At 63.3% G+C, this 15,714-nt stretch carries 15 protein-coding genes; 11 read left to right on the forward strand and 4 right to left on the reverse strand.

The genetic code is table 11. The annotated features are described in order from the left end of the window. Positions 1–97 precede the first annotated feature (97 nt). Positions 98–1,072, forward strand: coding sequence for a GlxA family transcriptional regulator (locus tag GQB00_RS06245; protein WP_111495465.1), 975 nt, complete (start codon positions 98–100; stop codon positions 1,070–1,072). On the opposite strand, the gene GQB00_RS06250 is transcribed toward GQB00_RS06245, so the two are convergent. Continuing rightward, positions 1,055–1,972: a LysR family transcriptional regulator gene (locus tag GQB00_RS06250; protein WP_228276674.1), complete on the reverse strand. Its 918-nt coding sequence runs from the start codon at positions 1,970–1,972 to the stop codon at positions 1,055–1,057. The genes GQB00_RS06245 and GQB00_RS06250 overlap by 18 nt on opposite strands. Positions 1,973–2,070: 98 nt before the next feature. Here GQB00_RS06250 and GQB00_RS06255 point away from each other — a divergent pair, with 98 nt between their 5' ends. Continuing rightward, positions 2,071–3,141: a YeiH family protein gene (locus tag GQB00_RS06255; protein WP_165855585.1), complete on the forward strand. Its 1,071-nt coding sequence runs from the start codon at positions 2,071–2,073 to the stop codon at positions 3,139–3,141. A gap of 16 nt (positions 3,142–3,157) precedes the next feature. Here the strand turns inward: GQB00_RS06255 and GQB00_RS06260 are convergent, their stop codons facing one another. Continuing rightward, positions 3,158–5,212, reverse strand: coding sequence for an NADPH-dependent 2,4-dienoyl-CoA reductase (locus tag GQB00_RS06260; protein WP_165855586.1), 2,055 nt, complete (start codon positions 5,210–5,212; stop codon positions 3,158–3,160). 105 nt (positions 5,213–5,317) lie between these two features. Here GQB00_RS06260 and GQB00_RS06265 point away from each other — a divergent pair, with 105 nt between their 5' ends. After that, complete coding sequence (locus tag GQB00_RS06265; protein ID WP_165855587.1) at positions 5,318–6,130, forward strand: crotonase/enoyl-CoA hydratase family protein; 813 nt, start codon at positions 5,318–5,320, stop codon at positions 6,128–6,130. Positions 6,131–6,191: 61 nt separating this feature from the next. Here the strand turns inward: GQB00_RS06265 and GQB00_RS06270 are convergent, their stop codons facing one another. Then, positions 6,192–6,518: an EF-hand domain-containing protein gene (locus GQB00_RS06270; RefSeq protein ID WP_111495456.1), complete on the reverse strand. Its 327-nt coding sequence runs from the start codon at positions 6,516–6,518 to the stop codon at positions 6,192–6,194. Positions 6,519–7,130: 612 nt separating this feature from the next. Between GQB00_RS06270 and GQB00_RS06275 the strand changes: the two genes are divergently transcribed. The 6 genes from GQB00_RS06275 to GQB00_RS06300 are packed head-to-tail and all read left to right on the forward strand — an operon-like array spanning position 7,131 to position 12,926. Further along, the gene (locus tag GQB00_RS06275; protein ID WP_165855588.1) at positions 7,131–9,926 is read left to right on the forward strand and encodes a monovalent cation/H+ antiporter subunit A; all 2,796 of its coding nucleotides are present in this window, start codon (positions 7,131–7,133) and stop codon (positions 9,924–9,926) included. After that, positions 9,926–10,309 (forward strand): Na+/H+ antiporter subunit C, encoded by a 384-nt coding sequence (locus tag GQB00_RS06280; RefSeq protein WP_111495452.1) that lies wholly within the window; start codon positions 9,926–9,928, stop codon positions 10,307–10,309. The genes GQB00_RS06275 and GQB00_RS06280 overlap by 1 nt, the downstream gene beginning before the upstream one ends. Continuing rightward, complete coding sequence (locus GQB00_RS06285; protein ID WP_165855589.1) at positions 10,306–11,829, forward strand: monovalent cation/H+ antiporter subunit D; 1,524 nt, start codon at positions 10,306–10,308, stop codon at positions 11,827–11,829. The genes GQB00_RS06280 and GQB00_RS06285 overlap by 4 nt, the downstream gene beginning before the upstream one ends. Further along, positions 11,826–12,317, forward strand: coding sequence for a Na+/H+ antiporter subunit E (locus tag GQB00_RS06290; RefSeq protein WP_111495448.1), 492 nt, complete (start codon positions 11,826–11,828; stop codon positions 12,315–12,317). Before GQB00_RS06285 ends, GQB00_RS06290 begins: the two co-directional genes overlap by 4 nt. Further along, positions 12,314–12,583, forward strand: a complete 270-nt coding sequence (locus GQB00_RS06295) for a K+/H+ antiporter subunit F (protein WP_165855590.1) — start codon at positions 12,314–12,316, stop codon at positions 12,581–12,583. Before GQB00_RS06290 ends, GQB00_RS06295 begins: the two co-directional genes overlap by 4 nt. Before the next feature lie 10 nt (positions 12,584–12,593). Further along, positions 12,594–12,926, forward strand: a complete 333-nt coding sequence (locus GQB00_RS06300; protein WP_111495444.1) for a Na+/H+ antiporter subunit G — start codon at positions 12,594–12,596, stop codon at positions 12,924–12,926. Positions 12,927–12,936: 10 nt separating this feature from the next. On the opposite strand, the gene GQB00_RS06305 is transcribed toward GQB00_RS06300, so the two are convergent. Further along, entirely contained in the window at positions 12,937–13,443 is a 507-nt protein-coding gene (locus GQB00_RS06305) for a DUF4112 domain-containing protein (RefSeq protein ID WP_228160522.1), read from the reverse strand. 66 nt (positions 13,444–13,509) lie between these two features. On the opposite strand from GQB00_RS06305, the gene GQB00_RS06310 reads away from it, so the two are divergent. Both GQB00_RS06310 and GQB00_RS06315 read left to right on the forward strand, forming a co-directional pair. Then, the gene (locus tag GQB00_RS06310) at positions 13,510–13,791 is read left to right on the forward strand and encodes a pyrimidine/purine nucleoside phosphorylase (protein WP_111495442.1); all 282 of its coding nucleotides are present in this window, start codon (positions 13,510–13,512) and stop codon (positions 13,789–13,791) included. A gap of 176 nt (positions 13,792–13,967) precedes the next feature. Beyond that, positions 13,968–15,614, forward strand: coding sequence for a fatty acid--CoA ligase (locus tag GQB00_RS06315; protein WP_111495440.1), 1,647 nt, complete (start codon positions 13,968–13,970; stop codon positions 15,612–15,614). Positions 15,615–15,714 lie beyond the last annotated feature (100 nt).

Consider the following 15,714-nt stretch of genomic DNA (forward strand, 5'->3'; position numbering starts at 1 on the left):
GTGAAAACCGTCATTTCTGACACAATCCTGGCCAAATCCGACACTGCCGGCACGCCCGACAACGTGCCGCCTCCAGGCTTTTCTGAGGCTCCCGATCATGCAGCGCGTATCCATCCTCGGTTTTCCCGGCGCCCTGGCCAGCACCATTACGGGCATGATCGACCTGTTCCAGCTGGCCGGTGTGACCTGGGCGCGCATCCAGGGAGAACGGCCGGAGCGCCGATTCGAGGTACAGCTGCTCACCGAAGACGGCGCCCCCTGCGCCTGCCTCAACGGCATCAGCCTGCTGGCCCACGGCAGCCTGGCGGACAGCGAACCCGGCGAACTGATCCTGGTGCCCACCATCGGCGGCCCGATCGATGCAACCCTGGCGCAGGCGGCACCACAACTGGCGTGGCTCCGGGCCCAGGCCGACCAGGGCCGCACCATTGCCAGCAACTGCACAGGCGCGTTCCTGCTGGCCGAGGCCGGTCTTCTCGATGGCCGCCGCGCGACCACTCACTGGGGGTTCAGCGACCAGTTCCGCCAGCGCTACCCGCAGGTCCACTGCGTGCCGGAACAACTGGTAACGGTGGACGGGCCCATCGCCTGCGCCGGTGGCGGAACGGCCTGGTGGGATCTGGGAATCATGCTGATCGAGCGTTACGCCGGCGCCAGCGTGGCGCGGGAATTGGCCAAGGCCTTCGTGGTGGATGCCGGTCGCCGCAGCCAGGCGCCCTATGCGCCCTTGCAGGGCAAACGCTACCATCAGGACGACGTCATCCTGGCGTTGCAGGACTGGCTCGACGCCCACTACAGCGAACCGCTGGGATCCGACGGCATGGCCCGCCAGGCGGGGCTGGGGGAACGCTCCCTGCTGAGGCGTTTCAAGGCCGCCACGGGTGAGACACCACACCGCTACCTGCAACAACTGCGCATCGAACGGGCCCGGCACCTTCTGGAAACCACTGCCCAGTCGGTCGACCGGATTACGCAGGCGGTGGGCTACGAGGACGTCAGCTCATTCTCCCGCCTGTTCCGCGACGCCACGGGTCTGTCGCCCGGCGCCTACCGGTCACGACTGGGTCGCTGAGCCGTCCAGAAAAGCCACAAAACGGCGGGCCGCGGGAGACAGCGGGCGATCACGGTGGGTGAGCCGGAAGAGAGGTCGTGACAGCGGCGCGATGCCCGGCGGTTCGACCAGGGTGATCCGCCCCAGCTCGATCAAGTCCGCCGCGACGACCCGCGGCACGATCGCCAGCCCGGCGCCACAGGACACGGAGCGTGCGATCGCCTCGTTGCTGCCGGCCTCTATCAGTGACGCCGGTGCAATCTGCAATGCTGCCATCATCCGCTGGGTCGCTTCCCGCGTTCCGGAACCGGGCTCACGCATGACCCAGCGTTCGCGGTTCAGGATATCCAGCCAGGATGCGTCCGCCGACGGTTGTTCCCAGTCCGGCGGACCGATCATGACCAGGGCGTCGTCCTGCCAGTGATCCCGCGCCAGCCGCTCGTCTGCAACACTGCCTTCGACCAGGGCCACATCCACCTCACAGTCAACCAGCCATCGACTCACCAATTCCGTATTACCCGCCCGCACCTCAATGGCGATATCCGGCCAGGCGTCGGCAAACAGCGCCAGGTAGGGTGCAAGCCAATAGCCGGCAATCGTGGTACTGGCGCCGACCACCAGCGCCCCCTTACGCAACCCGACACGGGCGTGGATATCGTCGATGGCCGCTTTCTCGAGAGCGAACAGGCCGCGGGCGTGCTCGAACAGCACCTCGCCAATCTGGGTCAACGCGACGCCCGCTCGCCGTCCTCCCGGGCGCTGCGCCCGTTCGATCAGCGCCACGTCCAACTGGTGCTCCAACTCGCGGACGCCTTTGGAAACCGCCGGTTGGCTGATATGAAGCGCCTCCGCCGCCCGCGAAAAGCTGCCTTCGCGGGCCACCGTATAGAAGATGCGCAGCAGGTGCAGATTCATCGCCATAACCTGAAGTTATTCCAAAATGATTAATATATATTCGTTTTACTTATAAGAAAACCATACCGTGTCCGCACTGCCACTCACCTTTAGAGGACACGACCATGACGGGTCGACTGACGCACGCCCTGCTGACCACGCCCCACAACCCCCTGCCCCGCCTGCGCCATCGCGAGTTCCGGCTGGGGCTCACAATGGTGCTGGCTGTCGCGGCGATCAGCCTGCTGCTGGCGCGCAACGACTGGATCGCCTCCCATGGACTGAGCCCCCTCACGCTGGCCGTTGTCCTGGGCATTGTTCTGGGCAACACCATTTTCCCCCGAATCGCCCGTGAAACCGCAGCCGGTGTGGATTTCTCGAAGAACAGCCTGCTGCGGCTCGGCATCATTCTCTACGGCTTCCGGATTACCTTTCAGGCGATCGGAGCCGTCGGCTGGAGCGGTGTCGTCGCCGACATAGCAACCTTGACACTGACCTTCGCTCTCGCACTGGCATTGGGTCGCAAAGTGCTGGGGCTGGATCGCGAGACCGCCGTGCTGATCGGCGCAGGCAGCTCCATTTGCGGCGCAGCGGCCATCATGGCGACCGAACCCGTGGTCCGGGCACCATCGCATAAAGTCTCCGTGGCCGTGGCGACCGTTGTGGTGTTCGGCACACTGGCGATGTTCCTGTACCCGGCAATGTACCCGTGGCTTGGGCTTTCCGAACACGCCTACGGCGTCTACGTCGGATCGACGGTACACGAAGTGGCCCAGGTCGTTGCCGCCGGCAGCGCCATCGGCCCGGCTGCGGGCAACACCGCCGTTATCGAGAAAATGCTGCGGGTCATGATGCTGGCGCCCTTCCTGCTTTTCCTGGGCCAGTGGTTCCGACGTCGACATAACGATGGCCAGCAGACAAAGGCGGGCCTGGGCATTCCCTGGTTTGCGGTGATCTTCCTGGGCGTCAGTGCACTGAACTCAGTGCAGGTCGTGCCGGAGGCCGTCGTGAAGGAGCTGATCGGTCTCGACACCCTGCTGCTGACGATGGCCATGACAGCGCTGGGGCTGCGCACCCACATCGGCGCGATTCGACAGGCCGGGGCACGGCCGATGGTGCTGGGGTTCCTGCTGTTCGGATTCCTGGTGGCAGGGGGTTACGCCATCAACTGGGGCGTTCTCCAACTGATGGCGTAACCCGGTGCGGGCGGCGTCAGAGGCCGGCCGCCACCTCCGTCCCCTGCCGAATGGCCCGTTTCGCATCCAGCTCTTCCGCCAGGTCGGCACCGCCGATCAGGTGGGAACGGATGCCGGCGGCGGAGAGCTGATCGTGCAGCTCGCGGAAAGACTCCTGACCGGCGCAGATCACCACGTGGTCCACGTCCAGCACGCGGCTTTCGGAAGTCTTGCCGTCCTTGCCGGTTACGGTGATGTGCAGGCCCGCGTCGTCAATGCGGTCGTAGCGGCAGCCTCCCAGCATCTCCACGTCCCGGTGCTTGAGGCTGTTGCGATGGACCCAGCCGGAGGTCTTGCCCAGGCCGCCGCCGACCTTGCTGGTCTTGCGCTGCATCAGGTAGATCTTGCGCGGCGAAGACGTGGGCTGACGCTCGGCCAGTCCACCTTCGCCTTCAAACGCCGGGTTCACGCCCCACTCTTGCTGCCAGTCCGCCACGCTGACCTGTTCGCCCTCCGCCTGGTGGCCGGCGTCGTGCGTCAGGAATTCGCTGACGTCGAAGCCGATGCCGCCGGCGCCGATCACCGCCACGGTCTTGCCGACCCGCTTGTTGTGGCGCAACACGTCCAGGTAACCCAGCACTTTCGGGTGATCAATGCCATCAATACGCGGCGTGCGCGGTTTGACGCCGGTGGCGATCACCACCTCGTCGAATCCGGCCGCTCCCAGCGCATCCGCGTCCACCCGGGTATTGAGTTCGAGGTCAATACCCAACAATTCGATCTGACGGCGGTAGTAGCGCAGGGTTTCGTAGAACTCTTCCTTGCCGGGGATGCGCTTGGCGTAGTTGAACTGCCCCCCGATATCGGCGTCGGCTTCGAACAGGGTGACCTTGTGGCCGCGTCGGGCCGCGGTGGTTGCCGCCGCCAGACCGGCGGGCCCGGCGCCGACCACCGCCACCTTCTTCTGCACCGGCGCCACGGTCAGGGTCAGCTCGGTTTCGTGACAGGCGCGCGGGTTGACCAGGCAGGACGCCCGCTGCGCCTTGAAGACGTGGTCCAGACAGGCCTGGTTGCAGGCAATGCAGGTGTTGATCTCATCGGCTCGCCCCTGTTCGGCCTTACGCACGAATTCGCTATCCGCCAGCATGGGCCGGGCCATGGACACCATGTCGGCCTTGCCGCCAGCGAGAATTTCTTCCGCCTTGTCGGGCGTGTTGATGCGGTTGGTGGTGCACACCGGAATGTCCACTTCACCGTAGAACTTGGCGGTGACTTCGGCAAAACCACCGCGCGGAACGGAGGTGACGATGGTCGGCACCCGCGCCTCGTGCCAGCCGATGCCGGTGTTGATGATGGTAGCGCCGGCCTGCTCGATAGCCTTGCCGAGGGTCACGATCTGATCCCAGGTCTGGCCACCCTCCACCAGGTCCAGCATCGACAGGCGATAGATGATGATGAACTCGGGTCCCACCGCTTCACGCATGCGGCGCACGATCTCCACCGGCAGGCGCATGCGGTTCTCATAGGGCCCGCCCCATTTGTCGGTGCGCTTGTTGGTGCGTTCGCACAGGAACTGGTTAATGAAGTAGCCTTCCGACCCCATCACCTCGACACCATCGTAACCGGCAAACTGGGCCAGCCTGGCGGCGCTGACGAAGTCGTCTATCTGGCGATCCACACCCTTGGTGGACAGCGCACGGGCCTTGAACGGACTGATCGGCGCCTTGGTCGCGGAGGCCGATACGATCAACGGCTGGTAGCCATAGCGCCCGGCGTGCAGTAGCTGCAGGCAGATCTTGCCGCCGGCCTCGTGCACGGCACCGGTGACCTGGCGATGCAGGAAGGCCGTGGCGCGGTTATTCATGGTGGATGACAGCGGCGCCAGTTGCCCCACCAGGTTCGGCGAGAAGCCCCCGGTGACCATCAGGCCAACGCCGCCTTCCGCCCGCTCGGCGAAGTAACGCGACAGCTTGTGGATGTTCCAGAAACGGTCTTCCAGGCCCGTGTGCATGGAGCCCATCAGCACGCGGTTCTTGAGTTCGGTGAAGCCCAGATCCAGGGGTTTGAGGAGGTTGGGATACGCGTCGGTCATGATCGGGTGCCTTCCAGTTTATCGTTATCGGCAAAGCGGTTCTCATCAGCAGCGGTCATGGTAGCATGCCCATCTACGACCAAAGGATAATAAAGACTCACAATTATGACGAAAAATCAGTCAGATCGGGTCCTTCTGGACATCGACAACGGCATCGCCACCGTTACCCTGAACCGGCCCGACAAATACAACGGGCTGGACATGCCCATGTTCGAGGCCATCGCCGCCACCGCCCGCAAGCTCAAGAAAGAGCGCCATGTGCGCGCCATTATCCTCAACGGCAACGGCGAAGCCTTCTGCTCCGGCCTGGACGTCAAACGGGTCAGCAGCAATCCGGTCAACTTCCTCAAGCTGCTGATCAAGCCCGGGCGCAAGATCAGCAACCTGGCGCAGGACGTCGGCTATCTTTGGCGGGAAGTTCCGGCGCCGGTGATCGCCGCCACCCACGGTTACTGTTTTGGTGGCGGTTTCCAGATCGCGCTGGGTGCGGATTTCCGCTTCACTACCGCGGATTGCGAGTTCTCGATCATGGAAACCAAGTGGGGCCTGATCCCGGACATGAGCCTGACGGTCACCCTGCCCGAGCTGATTCCGATCGATCTGGCCAAGGAACTGACCATGACCGCACGCCGGTTCGACGGCAACGAGGCCAAGGCCATGGGACTGGTGTCGCGGGTTTGCGACGACCCGGTGGCCGAGGCCCGACGCTTCGCCGAAACCCTCTGCCAGCAGTCGCCGGACGCGGTGGCTGCTTCCAAGCTGCTGTTTAACCGCGCCTGGCAGGCCGGTGATCGCGAGAGCCTGGCCTGGGAAACCCGCCTGCAGAAAAAAGTGCTGGCCCGCGCCAACCAGCGCGTCGCTGTGGCCCGGAATTCCGGCAAGCCGGAGCAGCCGTATGGGGATCGGCGGGATTTCTGACCGCCGTTTGCGGGGTCGATGACGGCGCCCGGGAGACCCCGGGCACCGTCAATACCTTGGCTTAGTGACGTTTCTCAACCGCTTGCTCGAATTCGTCCCGGTCGATCTGACCGTCCTTGTTCATATCGTGCTTGTCGATGAGATTCATATGGCGCTCGGCTTCCGAGTCGCCAGCAGCGGTCGCGCCATAGATACTGAGTTCATCCGAGGAGATGACACCATCCCCGTCCGTATCCATTTCGTCGAAATGGGGGCCTTTCATGGACATATCCTCGCCGTGCTCCCCCATCATCCCTTCTTCCTGATCCATCGCTTCGTCCGCCAGGGCCGAAGAGGCCGGAATGGCCAGGGCCACAATGGCGATCCATGGGAACATCCTGATCTTCATAACGAACCTCCTGAACGGAACCGGCTTGCCCGGCTCCCGGTGCTCATCAAGACCAAAACGTCGCGTTGCATTTGATCCGCTGAATATCGCGCCGACCGCCCGGTGGCCGCCCGCGCCCCTGTTTACACGTTCGATGACATAGCAGGACTGCCCATCAAGCAAACGTGACTGCCTCTGTTATTGAAGATGAAGGCGGCCAAAACAGCCAGTGAAAAATGGTCGTTCCGCGGGCGCAGGAAGGGTTGCGCCAGCGGCAGAAAAATAATCGCATCCTATCGATCCACCGTAACGGTTTGTCTTGACGTGGGACATTGGGCACGTATCATCGCCTTTCGAGTTCAATTCAGAACCGGTGGATCACGGACGGATCACCGTTCGTCAATGGAGTCATCATGCCTGCCAGTCGACATGTTGTGACGCTTCACAGCCCCGGTCCCGACGCGCTTGTTCCCCTGCGCCCCGGGCGTCTCCCCTATTTCCCCGATCCTCCCAGCGCTCGCTGATCCCAATCCAGTCGTGCCTGATCTGTGCAGGCGACAGGTCTGAGGGCTAAACTCAGGCTGCCCCTGTTTTCAACGCACACGCTTTCGAATCAAGAAGAATGAGGTTTCGATGACCCTCGCGCTGGTCGTTCTATTGCCTTTTTTGGGCGCTGCGGTAACACCGCTGTTTGCCCAGGCGGGTCGTACCGCTATCGCTATTGCCGCCTCGGTGCCGGCTGTGATCGCTCTTGCCGCCCTTTATCCGCATTGGCCAACTCTGGAGGCCGGCGGCATTCTGGTCCAGACCCACGAGTGGCTGCCGTCCATCGGCCTGTCCCTGAGCTTTCGCCTGGACGGCCTGTCGATGCTGTTTGCCCTGCTGATCCTGGCCATCGGTCTGCTGATCATCCTGTACTCCCGCTATTACCTGAAAAAACACGAGAACGTGGGCAAGTTCTACGGGCTGCTGCTGACCTTCATGGGCTCGATGCTGGGCATCGTCATGTCCAGCAACCTGATCCTGATGCTGATCTTCTGGGAGCTGACCAGCCTGGTGTCGTTCCTGCTGATCGGCTTCTGGAACCACAAACAGGATGCACGCCGTGGCGCGCGCATGGCGCTGGCGGTCACCGGTGGCGGCGGTCTGGCCCTGCTGGCCGGCGTCCTGCTGCTGGGCAATGTGGTGGGCAGCTACCAGATCGACGATGTGCTCGCCGCCGGTCACATCATCAAGAACCACGAACTCTACCCCTGGATCCTGACGCTGGTGCTGCTGGGTGCCTTTACCAAATCGGCCCAGTTCCCGTTCCACTTCTGGTTGCCGCACGCCATGCAGGCACCCACCCCGGTGTCCGCGTACCTGCACTCCGCCACCATGGTGAAGGCCGGCATCTTCCTGCTGGCGCGGTTGTATCCAGCCCTGGCGGGCACCGAGCTGTGGTTCTACATGGTCAGTTTCACCGGCATGGTGACCCTGCTGGTGGGTGCCTACGTGGCCCTGTTCAAGCACGACCTGAAAGGGTTGCTGGCCCACTCCACCGTCAGCCACCTGGGCCTGATCACCCTGCTGTTCGGCATGGGCACCAAACTGGCCGCCGTGGCGGCGGTGTTCCACATCATTAACCACGCCACGTTCAAGGCGTCGCTGTTTATGGCAGCCGGCATCATCGATCACGAAACCGGCACCCGCGACATGCGCCAGATCAATGGTCTGTGGCGCTTCATGCCGCATACCGCCACGCTGGCCATGGTGGCCGCCGCGTCCATGGCGGGGGTACCGCTGCTCAACGGCTTCCTGAGCAAGGAGATGTTCTTTGCCGAGTCGCTGGAGCTGAACCTGCCCGGCATCTGGGCCTACCTGCCGCCGTTGGTCGCCACTCTGGCGGGCATTTTCGCGGTGGCCTATTCGGCCCGCTTCATCCACGACGTCTTCTTTAACGGCAAGCCGCGCGACCTGCCCATCTTTCCACCCCATGAGCCACCGCGCTACATGAAAATCCCGGTGGAGATCCTGGTGTTTGCCTGCGTGATGGTGGGCATGTTCCCGGCGATCTCGGTGGGGCCTCTGCTGCACGCCGCGGCCTCCGCCACCCTCGCCGGCGCGGTGCCCGACTATCACCTGACGGTCATCCACGGCTTCAACCTGCCGCTGATCATGAGTTTCGTTGCCTTCTTTGGCGGGCTGCTGATGTATTCCCAGCGCCACAAACTGTTCGCCTTCCACGACCGCTTCAAGGAAGTGGACGAGAAAGCGGTGTTCGAGGCCGTGGTGTCCTGGGTGACCGAACGCGCCCACAACCTGACCGCCCGCATCGAGAACGGCTCGCTGCAGCGCTATGTCGTCCTGCTGCTGGGCAGCGCGGTGCTGGTGGCGCTGTGGCCGGTGGCCAGGCTGGGCTGGTTCATCGGCCCGGCCGGCGTCAGCCCGCTGGACGCGCCTACGGCCGTGGGGGCCGGCATCCTGGTCGTGGCGGCCATCGGCACCGCGGCCATGCACCGCGAACGCGTCTACGCACTGGTCCTGCTGAGCGTTGTGGGTCTGATGGTGGCGCTGGGCTTCGCCCGCTTCTCGGCACCTGACCTGGCCATGACCCAGTTGTCGGTCGAAGTGGTGACCATCATCCTGTTGATGCTGGCGCTCTACTACCTGCCGTCCTGGACGCCTCAGGAAGCCGGCCGATTCCGCCGCTGGCGCGATATCGTCATTGCGCTGGTTGCCGGTGGCGGCATGTTCCTGGTGACCCTGGCCATGCTGACGCGGCCGTTCGATTCGATTTCCAGTTACTTCCTGGAGAACAGCGTCTCCGGCGGCGGCGGCACCAATGTGGTCAACGTGATCCTGGTGGACTTCCGGGGCTTCGATACCCTGGGTGAAATCGCGGTGCTGGGCATCGCCGCACTGGGCATCTTCGCCATGCTGCGCGAAGCCAACCTGGCGGCACCACCCACCGACGGCCAGGGGCATCCCTGGTCGACGGATGCGCACCCGACCATGCTCAAGCAGATTTCCCGGCCACTGCTGCCGTTGGCGCTGATGGTGTCGGTTTATATCTTCCTGCGCGGGCACAACCTGCCTGGTGGCGGCTTCGTCGCCGGGCTGGTGACGTCAGTGGCGCTGATCCTGCAGTATATCGCCAGCGGCATGCGCTGGAGCCATATGCGCATGCCGTTCAGCCTGCGCACGCCCATCGGCCTGGGACTGCTGATCGCCACGGTGACCGGCCTGGCCAGTTTCGCCTTCGGCTATCCGTTCCTGACCTCCACCTTCAGCCACATTCACTGGCCGTTCGTCGGCGACTTTGAACTGGCCTCCGCCCTGGCGTTCGACATCGGCGTCTACCTGACGGTGATCGGCGCTACCCTGACCATCCTGGCCAGTTTGGGCCGGCTTTCCATGAAATCAGACGCGATGCCGGAGGATTCCTGATGGAGATTGTATTTGCCCTGGTGATCGGCGCCCTGACCGCGGCCGGCGTGTACCTGGTGCTGCGCGCACGCACCTTCCCGGTTGTCGTGGGCCTGACCATGCTGTCCTACGGGGTCAACCTGTTCCTGTTCTCCACCGGCCGCCTCGTGACCGGCGGCCAGCCGATCATCGACAGCACGGAGCAGTACTCCGACCCCCTACCCCAGGCGCTGGTATTGACCGCGATCGTCATCGGCTTCGCCATGACCGCTTTTGTGGTGGTGCTGGCTCTGCGCAGCCGGGCGGATACCGGTGACGACCACGTCGATGGCAAGATCGAGGAATTCTGGCCCGAGTCCGGCGCCGAGAAACGTGCCGAGACCGCACCAGAGGAGAAGTCATGAATCACCTGTTGACCGCCCCCATTCTGTTGCCGCTGTTGGGAGGCATCCTCCAGATCTTCATGAGCTTCGCGCCCCTGGGTCTCCGCCGGACGCTGGCACTGGCCACCACGACACTGCTGCTGGTGGTGGCTTTCAGCCTGCTGCTGATGGCCGATGATGGCACCTACCGCGCCTACGCCTTCGGCAACTGGGCGCCGCCCTTCGGCATCGTGCTGGTGCTGGACCGTCTGTCGGCGATGATGGTCTTCATGACCGCGCTACTGGCCTTCTTCTGCCACATCTACTCGACCCGCGGCACCGATGCGGTGGGCCGGCATTTCCACGCCCTGTTCCTGTTCCAGCTGCTGGGCCTAAACATCGCCTTCCTGACCGGCGACCTGTTCAACCTGTTCGTCGCCTTCGAGGTGCTGCTGATCGCCTCCTACGGCCTGCTGATGCACGGCGGCGGTACCGCCCGCACGGTGCCCGGCCTGCACTACGTGGTGCTGAACCTGATTGGCTCATCCCTGTTTCTGATCGCCGTGGGCCTGCTCTACAGCGTGGTGGGCACCCTCAACATGGCGGACCTGGCGGTTAAGGTGCCGCAGGTCAGCGGCAACGACCTGCTGCTGGTGCGGGCCGCGGGCATGCTCCTGCTGGTGGTATTCGCCCTCAAGGCGGCGCTGCTGCCGCTGTGCTTCTGGCTGCCACGGGCCTACGCCAGCGCCACGGCGCCGGTGGCGGCCCTGTTTGCCGTAATGACCAAGGTGGGCATCTACGCCATCCTGCGGGTCTACCTGCTGGTGTTCGGCGACAACGCCGGCCCGCTGGCGCACCTGGGGATGGACTGGCTGTTCCCGCTGGCGCTGGTGACCCTGGCCGCCGGCGTGGTCGGCGCGCTGGGTTCGGACGGGCTGCGCAAACTGGTCGCCTGGCAGGTGATCATTTCCGTGGGCACGCTGCTGGCCGCGATCAGTCTCAATACCGTGGCCAGTACGTCGGCGGCACTGTTCTACCTGCTCAATACCACCTGGGTGGTGGGTGGTCTGTTCCTGGTCGTTGACCTGGTGGCCCGCCAGCGGGGCTCGGCCCAGGACCGCATCGTGACCGCGCCGCGCATGCGCAGCCGTACGCTGCTGAGCGTGCTGTTCCTGATTGGCGCCACGGCCGCGGCCGGTCTGCCACCGCTGAGCGGTTTCTTTGCCAAGGTGCTGATCCTGGAATCGGTGCAACCGGGTATTGAACTGGGCTGGCTCTGGGGCGTGATCCTGGTGGGCGGTTTCCTGACCGTTGTGGCCTACAGCCGCGCCGGCAGCATCGTGTTCTGGCGTAACGTGGAGGGCCATGTTCGCGATCCCGGCCAGTTGACCCTTCCGGTGACCGTCTCCGCCGGTGCCCTGATCGCCATGAGCCTGGTGATCGTGGCCTTTGCCGGCCCGATCAGCCGCTACACCGATGCCACCGCACAGCAGTTGCATACGCCGTCGGCTTACATCGAAATTCTGGAGACACCGATGGTCAACGGGGGAGACACACTATGAACGGTCGTTTCGGACTGCCGCACCCGCTGTTGAGCGTCACCCTGTTCCTGGTCTGGCAGGCGCTGAGCAACGGCATCTCTGGCGCCAGCATCGTCATGGGCGTGCTGCTGGCCTGGTTGTTGCCGCTGTTCACGCGCAACTTCTGGCCCGACAACCCGTCCATCCGACGCCCTTTCCGGTTCCTGACCTACATCCTGCGGGTCCTTTGGGACATCGTGGTGGCCAGCGTCAACGTGGCCTACATCGTCCTCAACCCGGTGCGCAAACCGCGCCCGGCGTTCGTTTCCTACCCGCTGGAACTGAAGCACCCGCTGGCCATTTCCACACTGGCGGGCACCATCTCGCTGACACCGGGCACGGTCAGTGCCGACGTCAGTGACGACGAATCGCTGCTGCTGATTCACGTACTGGACATGGAAGACGAGGCGGCGCTGGTGGAAGAGATCAAGAAACGTTACGAGCGTCCGCTGCTGGAGATTTTCAAATGATTGCCATCGCGCTCAAAGTCACTCTGGGCATGGTCACCCTGGCGACGGTGCTCAACCTGATCCGCCTGATCAAGGGGCCGGATGCGCCCGACCGTATCCTGGCGCTGGACAGCCTGTACATCAACGCCATCGCCCTGATTGTGCTGTTCAGCATGGTCATCCACTCGCGCCTGTACATTCCGGCCGCGCTGCTGATCGCGGTCATGGGCTTTATCGGCACCGTGGCCCTGGCCAAATACCTCAAGCGCGGCAGCGTTATCGAATAGCGGAGGCCCCATGCCCGTAGCACTGGAAATACTGATTGTCGTTTTACTGATCCTCGGCGGCCTGTTTGCCCTGGCCGGCTCCATCGGTCTGCTGACCCTGCCGGACTTCTACACCCGGCTGCACGCCCCCACCAAGGCCACCACCCTGGGGGTGGGCGGTATCGTGTTCAGCTCGATGCTGTTCTTCACGATCTCCGACCGCAGCGTGGACGTGGAAGAAATCCTGATCATGGTGTTCCTGTTCCTGACCGCACCCATCAGCGCCAATATGCTGGCCAAGGCGGCCATGCATCTGGATGTGAAGCGGATGGACGACACCCGGGGCAACCCCTGGGATCAGTAACGCCGCCCGGTCAGGCTGCGGAGGCCTGGAACAGCGCGCCCCAGATCATCGCCAGCAGGAACAGCAGCAGCGCGCCAAACACGCCGATCAGTAAATAGAGACGCCAGGGCCGGCCGGGATTGTCCGGCTCCAGGCGCTGCTCGATGTGCTTGCGCAGCAGCGCGGCGTTGCGGTTATTGGCTTTCCAGGTCACGTCGAAGATATCCCCGACGATGGGGATCAGGCCCACCACAAACTCCAGCAACACGTTGCCGGCCATTTTGAACACCTGACGGGAGCCTGCCCCCAAACGCACCGACTCGACCATCAGGTAGAGCGACAGCAACAGCCCGGCGGCGTCGCCGATCCCCGGCAGCAGACCGATCAACGGGTCCAGCCCGAAGCGGATGCGTGTGAACGGAATCCGGAACTGGCTATCCAATAGCCGAGCCGAGCCTTCCAGCCGCGCCAGGGCCTTCTCCAGCCGCTCGCGTTCGGCCGCGTCGGGCATGGCTCTGTGGGTGTTGTCTGGGTCCATTATTTTTCATCCATGCCGGATCGTTTTCCCGTATAGTAGGCGATCCAGATTTCAGGAGACATCTTTATGCTGAACGTGAACGAATACTTCGATGGCAACGCAAAATCCATTGCCTTCCAGACGGCAGACCTGCCGGCCACCGTGGGCGTCATCAGCCCGGGTGAGTATGAGTTCGGCACCACCAAGAAAGAAACCATGACCATCATCAGTGGTGCGCTGGAGGTTCTTCTGCCGGGTATGGACAAGTGGATGACCTACGGCGCCGGCGAAACCTTCGAAGTGGCCGGACAGGCCAGTTTCAAAGCCAAGGCCGACGTGGACACCGCCTACCTCTGCACCTACGAGTAAGCGCATCCGGCGGGCGATGCCATCAGCGCGTCGCCCCGTATTGCCTGCTCCATTTCCCCGCTTTTTCTCCCCGCAAAATCATACTTTCTCATCCTTGCCTTTTCAGAATTCTGTGGCAGATTAGTTGTACAACCAAAACAAAACTCATTTCCAAAATCTGACGAGGTTGTTTCACAATGGCCGATACAAAAATAATTCCGCCAGTCAGCAACGCATATACCTATCCCCTGCTGATCAAGCGGTTGCTGCTTTCAGGCCCACGCTACGCACCCGACCAGAAGATTGTCTACGCCGACCGCAGTGAGTACACCTACCGCGAACTTGAGAAGCGCATCCACCGGCTGGCCAACGCCCTGACCGAAGCCGGCGTGAAGCCCGGTGACACGGTGGCGGTGATGGACTGGGACACGCCGCGCTACCTGGAGTGCTTCTTCGCGATTCCAATGATCGGGGCCATCCTGCACACCGTGAACATCCGCCTGTCGCCGGAGCAGGTCGTGTACACCATGAACCACGCCGAAGACGACCTGGTGCTGGTGCACGACGACTTCCTGCCGCTGGTCGAACAGGTGGAAAGCCAGCTGGAGACGGTCAAGGGCTACATCCAGCTCAGTGACGAGGCGCAGGCCAAAGCCACCTCGCTGAACAATGTCCATGGCGAATACGAGGCGCTGCTAGCCGACGCCGCCGATCACTTCGACTTCCCGGACTTCGACGAAAACTCGATCGCCACCACCTTCTACACCACCGGCACCACCGGCAACCCCAAAGGCGTCTACTTCAGCCACCGCCAGCTGGTACTGCATACCTTGACCCAGACCGGCACCCTGGGCTTCAACGACCAGATGCCGCTGCTGCGTTCCAACAGCGTCTACATGCCGGTCACCCCGATGTTCCATGTCCACGCCTGGGGCGTGCCCTACGCGGCCACCATGATGGGCATCAAGCAGGTCTATCCGGGGCGCTATGAGCCGGAGCTGCTGGTGGACCTGCTGAAGAAACACCAGGTCACTTTCTCCCACTGCGTGCCCACCATCATGCAGATGATGCTGGCCACCGAGTCGATCAAGACCGCGGACCTGAGCAACTGGCACGTGCTGATCGGCGGCAGCGCCCTGACCGAAGGCCTGTGCAACGCCGGCGCCAGACTGGGTATCCGCATGTACACCGGTTACGGCATGTCAGAGACCTGCCCGCTGCTGAGCACCACCTTCCTGAAGGAAGCAGACCTCGAACTGCCGCTGGAACAGCAGACCGCCAAGCGCATCAAGACCGGCGTCGCCAACCCCATGGTGGACCTGCAGATCGTCGATCCGGACGGCAACCTGTTGCCCCACGACGGCGAGACCAAGGGCGAAGTGGTGGCCCGTACCCCCTGGCTCACCCAGGGCTACCTGAAAGAGCCGGAGAAAGGCGAAGCCCTGTGGGAAGGCGGCTGGCTGCACACGGGCGACGTGGGCACCATCGATCCGGACGGCACGCTGATCATCCGCGACCGCATCAAGGACGTGATCAAGACCGGGGGCGAGTGGCTGTCCTCGCTGGATCTGGAGAACCTGATCAGTCAGCATCCCGCCGTCGCCGCCACCGCCGTGGTCGGGGTCCCCGATGACAAGTGGGGCGAGCGTCCGCACGCGCTGGTGGTGCTGGCACCCGGCCAGGACGCCTCGCTGGAGGACATCCAGGCGCACCTGCAACAGTACGTGGACGCCGGCGAGATCAATAAATGGGCTATTCCCCAGATGATCGATTTCGTCGAGGACATTCCCAAGACCAGCGTGGGCAAGATCAACAAGAAGCTCATCCGCGACGAACTGGCCTGATCATCACCAACACCGGCGCAGCGCCCGCTGCGCCGGTAACCACCTGCTTTCCTTGCCTTTCCGTAACCCTCCAGCGCTTTAAATCGTGCCGCCAAGCCCC

It is taken from the genome of Marinobacter sp. JSM 1782161, from assembly GCF_011421605.1.
Classification (GTDB): domain Bacteria; phylum Pseudomonadota; class Gammaproteobacteria; order Pseudomonadales; family Oleiphilaceae; genus Marinobacter_A; species Marinobacter_A bohaiensis.

Coding starts and splice junctions, on each gene's coding strand:
- GQB00_RS06245 (WP_111495465.1), top strand. CDS start 98: ATGCAGCGCGTATCCATCCTCGGTTTTCCCGGCGCCCTGGCCAGCACC.
- GQB00_RS06250 (WP_228276674.1), bottom strand. CDS start 1,972: ATGGCGATGAATCTGCACCTGCTGCGCATCTTCTATACGGTGGCCCGC.
- GQB00_RS06255 (WP_165855585.1), top strand. CDS start 2,071: ATGACGGGTCGACTGACGCACGCCCTGCTGACCACGCCCCACAACCCC.
- GQB00_RS06260 (WP_165855586.1), bottom strand. CDS start 5,212: ATGACCGACGCGTATCCCAACCTCCTCAAACCCCTGGATCTGGGCTTC.
- GQB00_RS06265 (WP_165855587.1), top strand. CDS start 5,318: ATGACGAAAAATCAGTCAGATCGGGTCCTTCTGGACATCGACAACGGC.
- GQB00_RS06270 (WP_111495456.1), bottom strand. CDS start 6,518: ATGAAGATCAGGATGTTCCCATGGATCGCCATTGTGGCCCTGGCCATT.
- GQB00_RS06275 (WP_165855588.1), top strand. CDS start 7,131: ATGACCCTCGCGCTGGTCGTTCTATTGCCTTTTTTGGGCGCTGCGGTA.
- GQB00_RS06280 (WP_111495452.1), top strand. CDS start 9,926: ATGGAGATTGTATTTGCCCTGGTGATCGGCGCCCTGACCGCGGCCGGC.
- GQB00_RS06285 (WP_165855589.1), top strand. CDS start 10,306: ATGAATCACCTGTTGACCGCCCCCATTCTGTTGCCGCTGTTGGGAGGC.
- GQB00_RS06290 (WP_111495448.1), top strand. CDS start 11,826: ATGAACGGTCGTTTCGGACTGCCGCACCCGCTGTTGAGCGTCACCCTG.
- GQB00_RS06295 (WP_165855590.1), top strand. CDS start 12,314: ATGATTGCCATCGCGCTCAAAGTCACTCTGGGCATGGTCACCCTGGCG.
- GQB00_RS06300 (WP_111495444.1), top strand. CDS start 12,594: ATGCCCGTAGCACTGGAAATACTGATTGTCGTTTTACTGATCCTCGGC.
- GQB00_RS06305 (WP_228160522.1), bottom strand. CDS start 13,443: ATGGACCCAGACAACACCCACAGAGCCATGCCCGACGCGGCCGAACGC.
- GQB00_RS06310 (WP_111495442.1), top strand. CDS start 13,510: ATGCTGAACGTGAACGAATACTTCGATGGCAACGCAAAATCCATTGCC.
- GQB00_RS06315 (WP_111495440.1), top strand. CDS start 13,968: ATGGCCGATACAAAAATAATTCCGCCAGTCAGCAACGCATATACCTAT.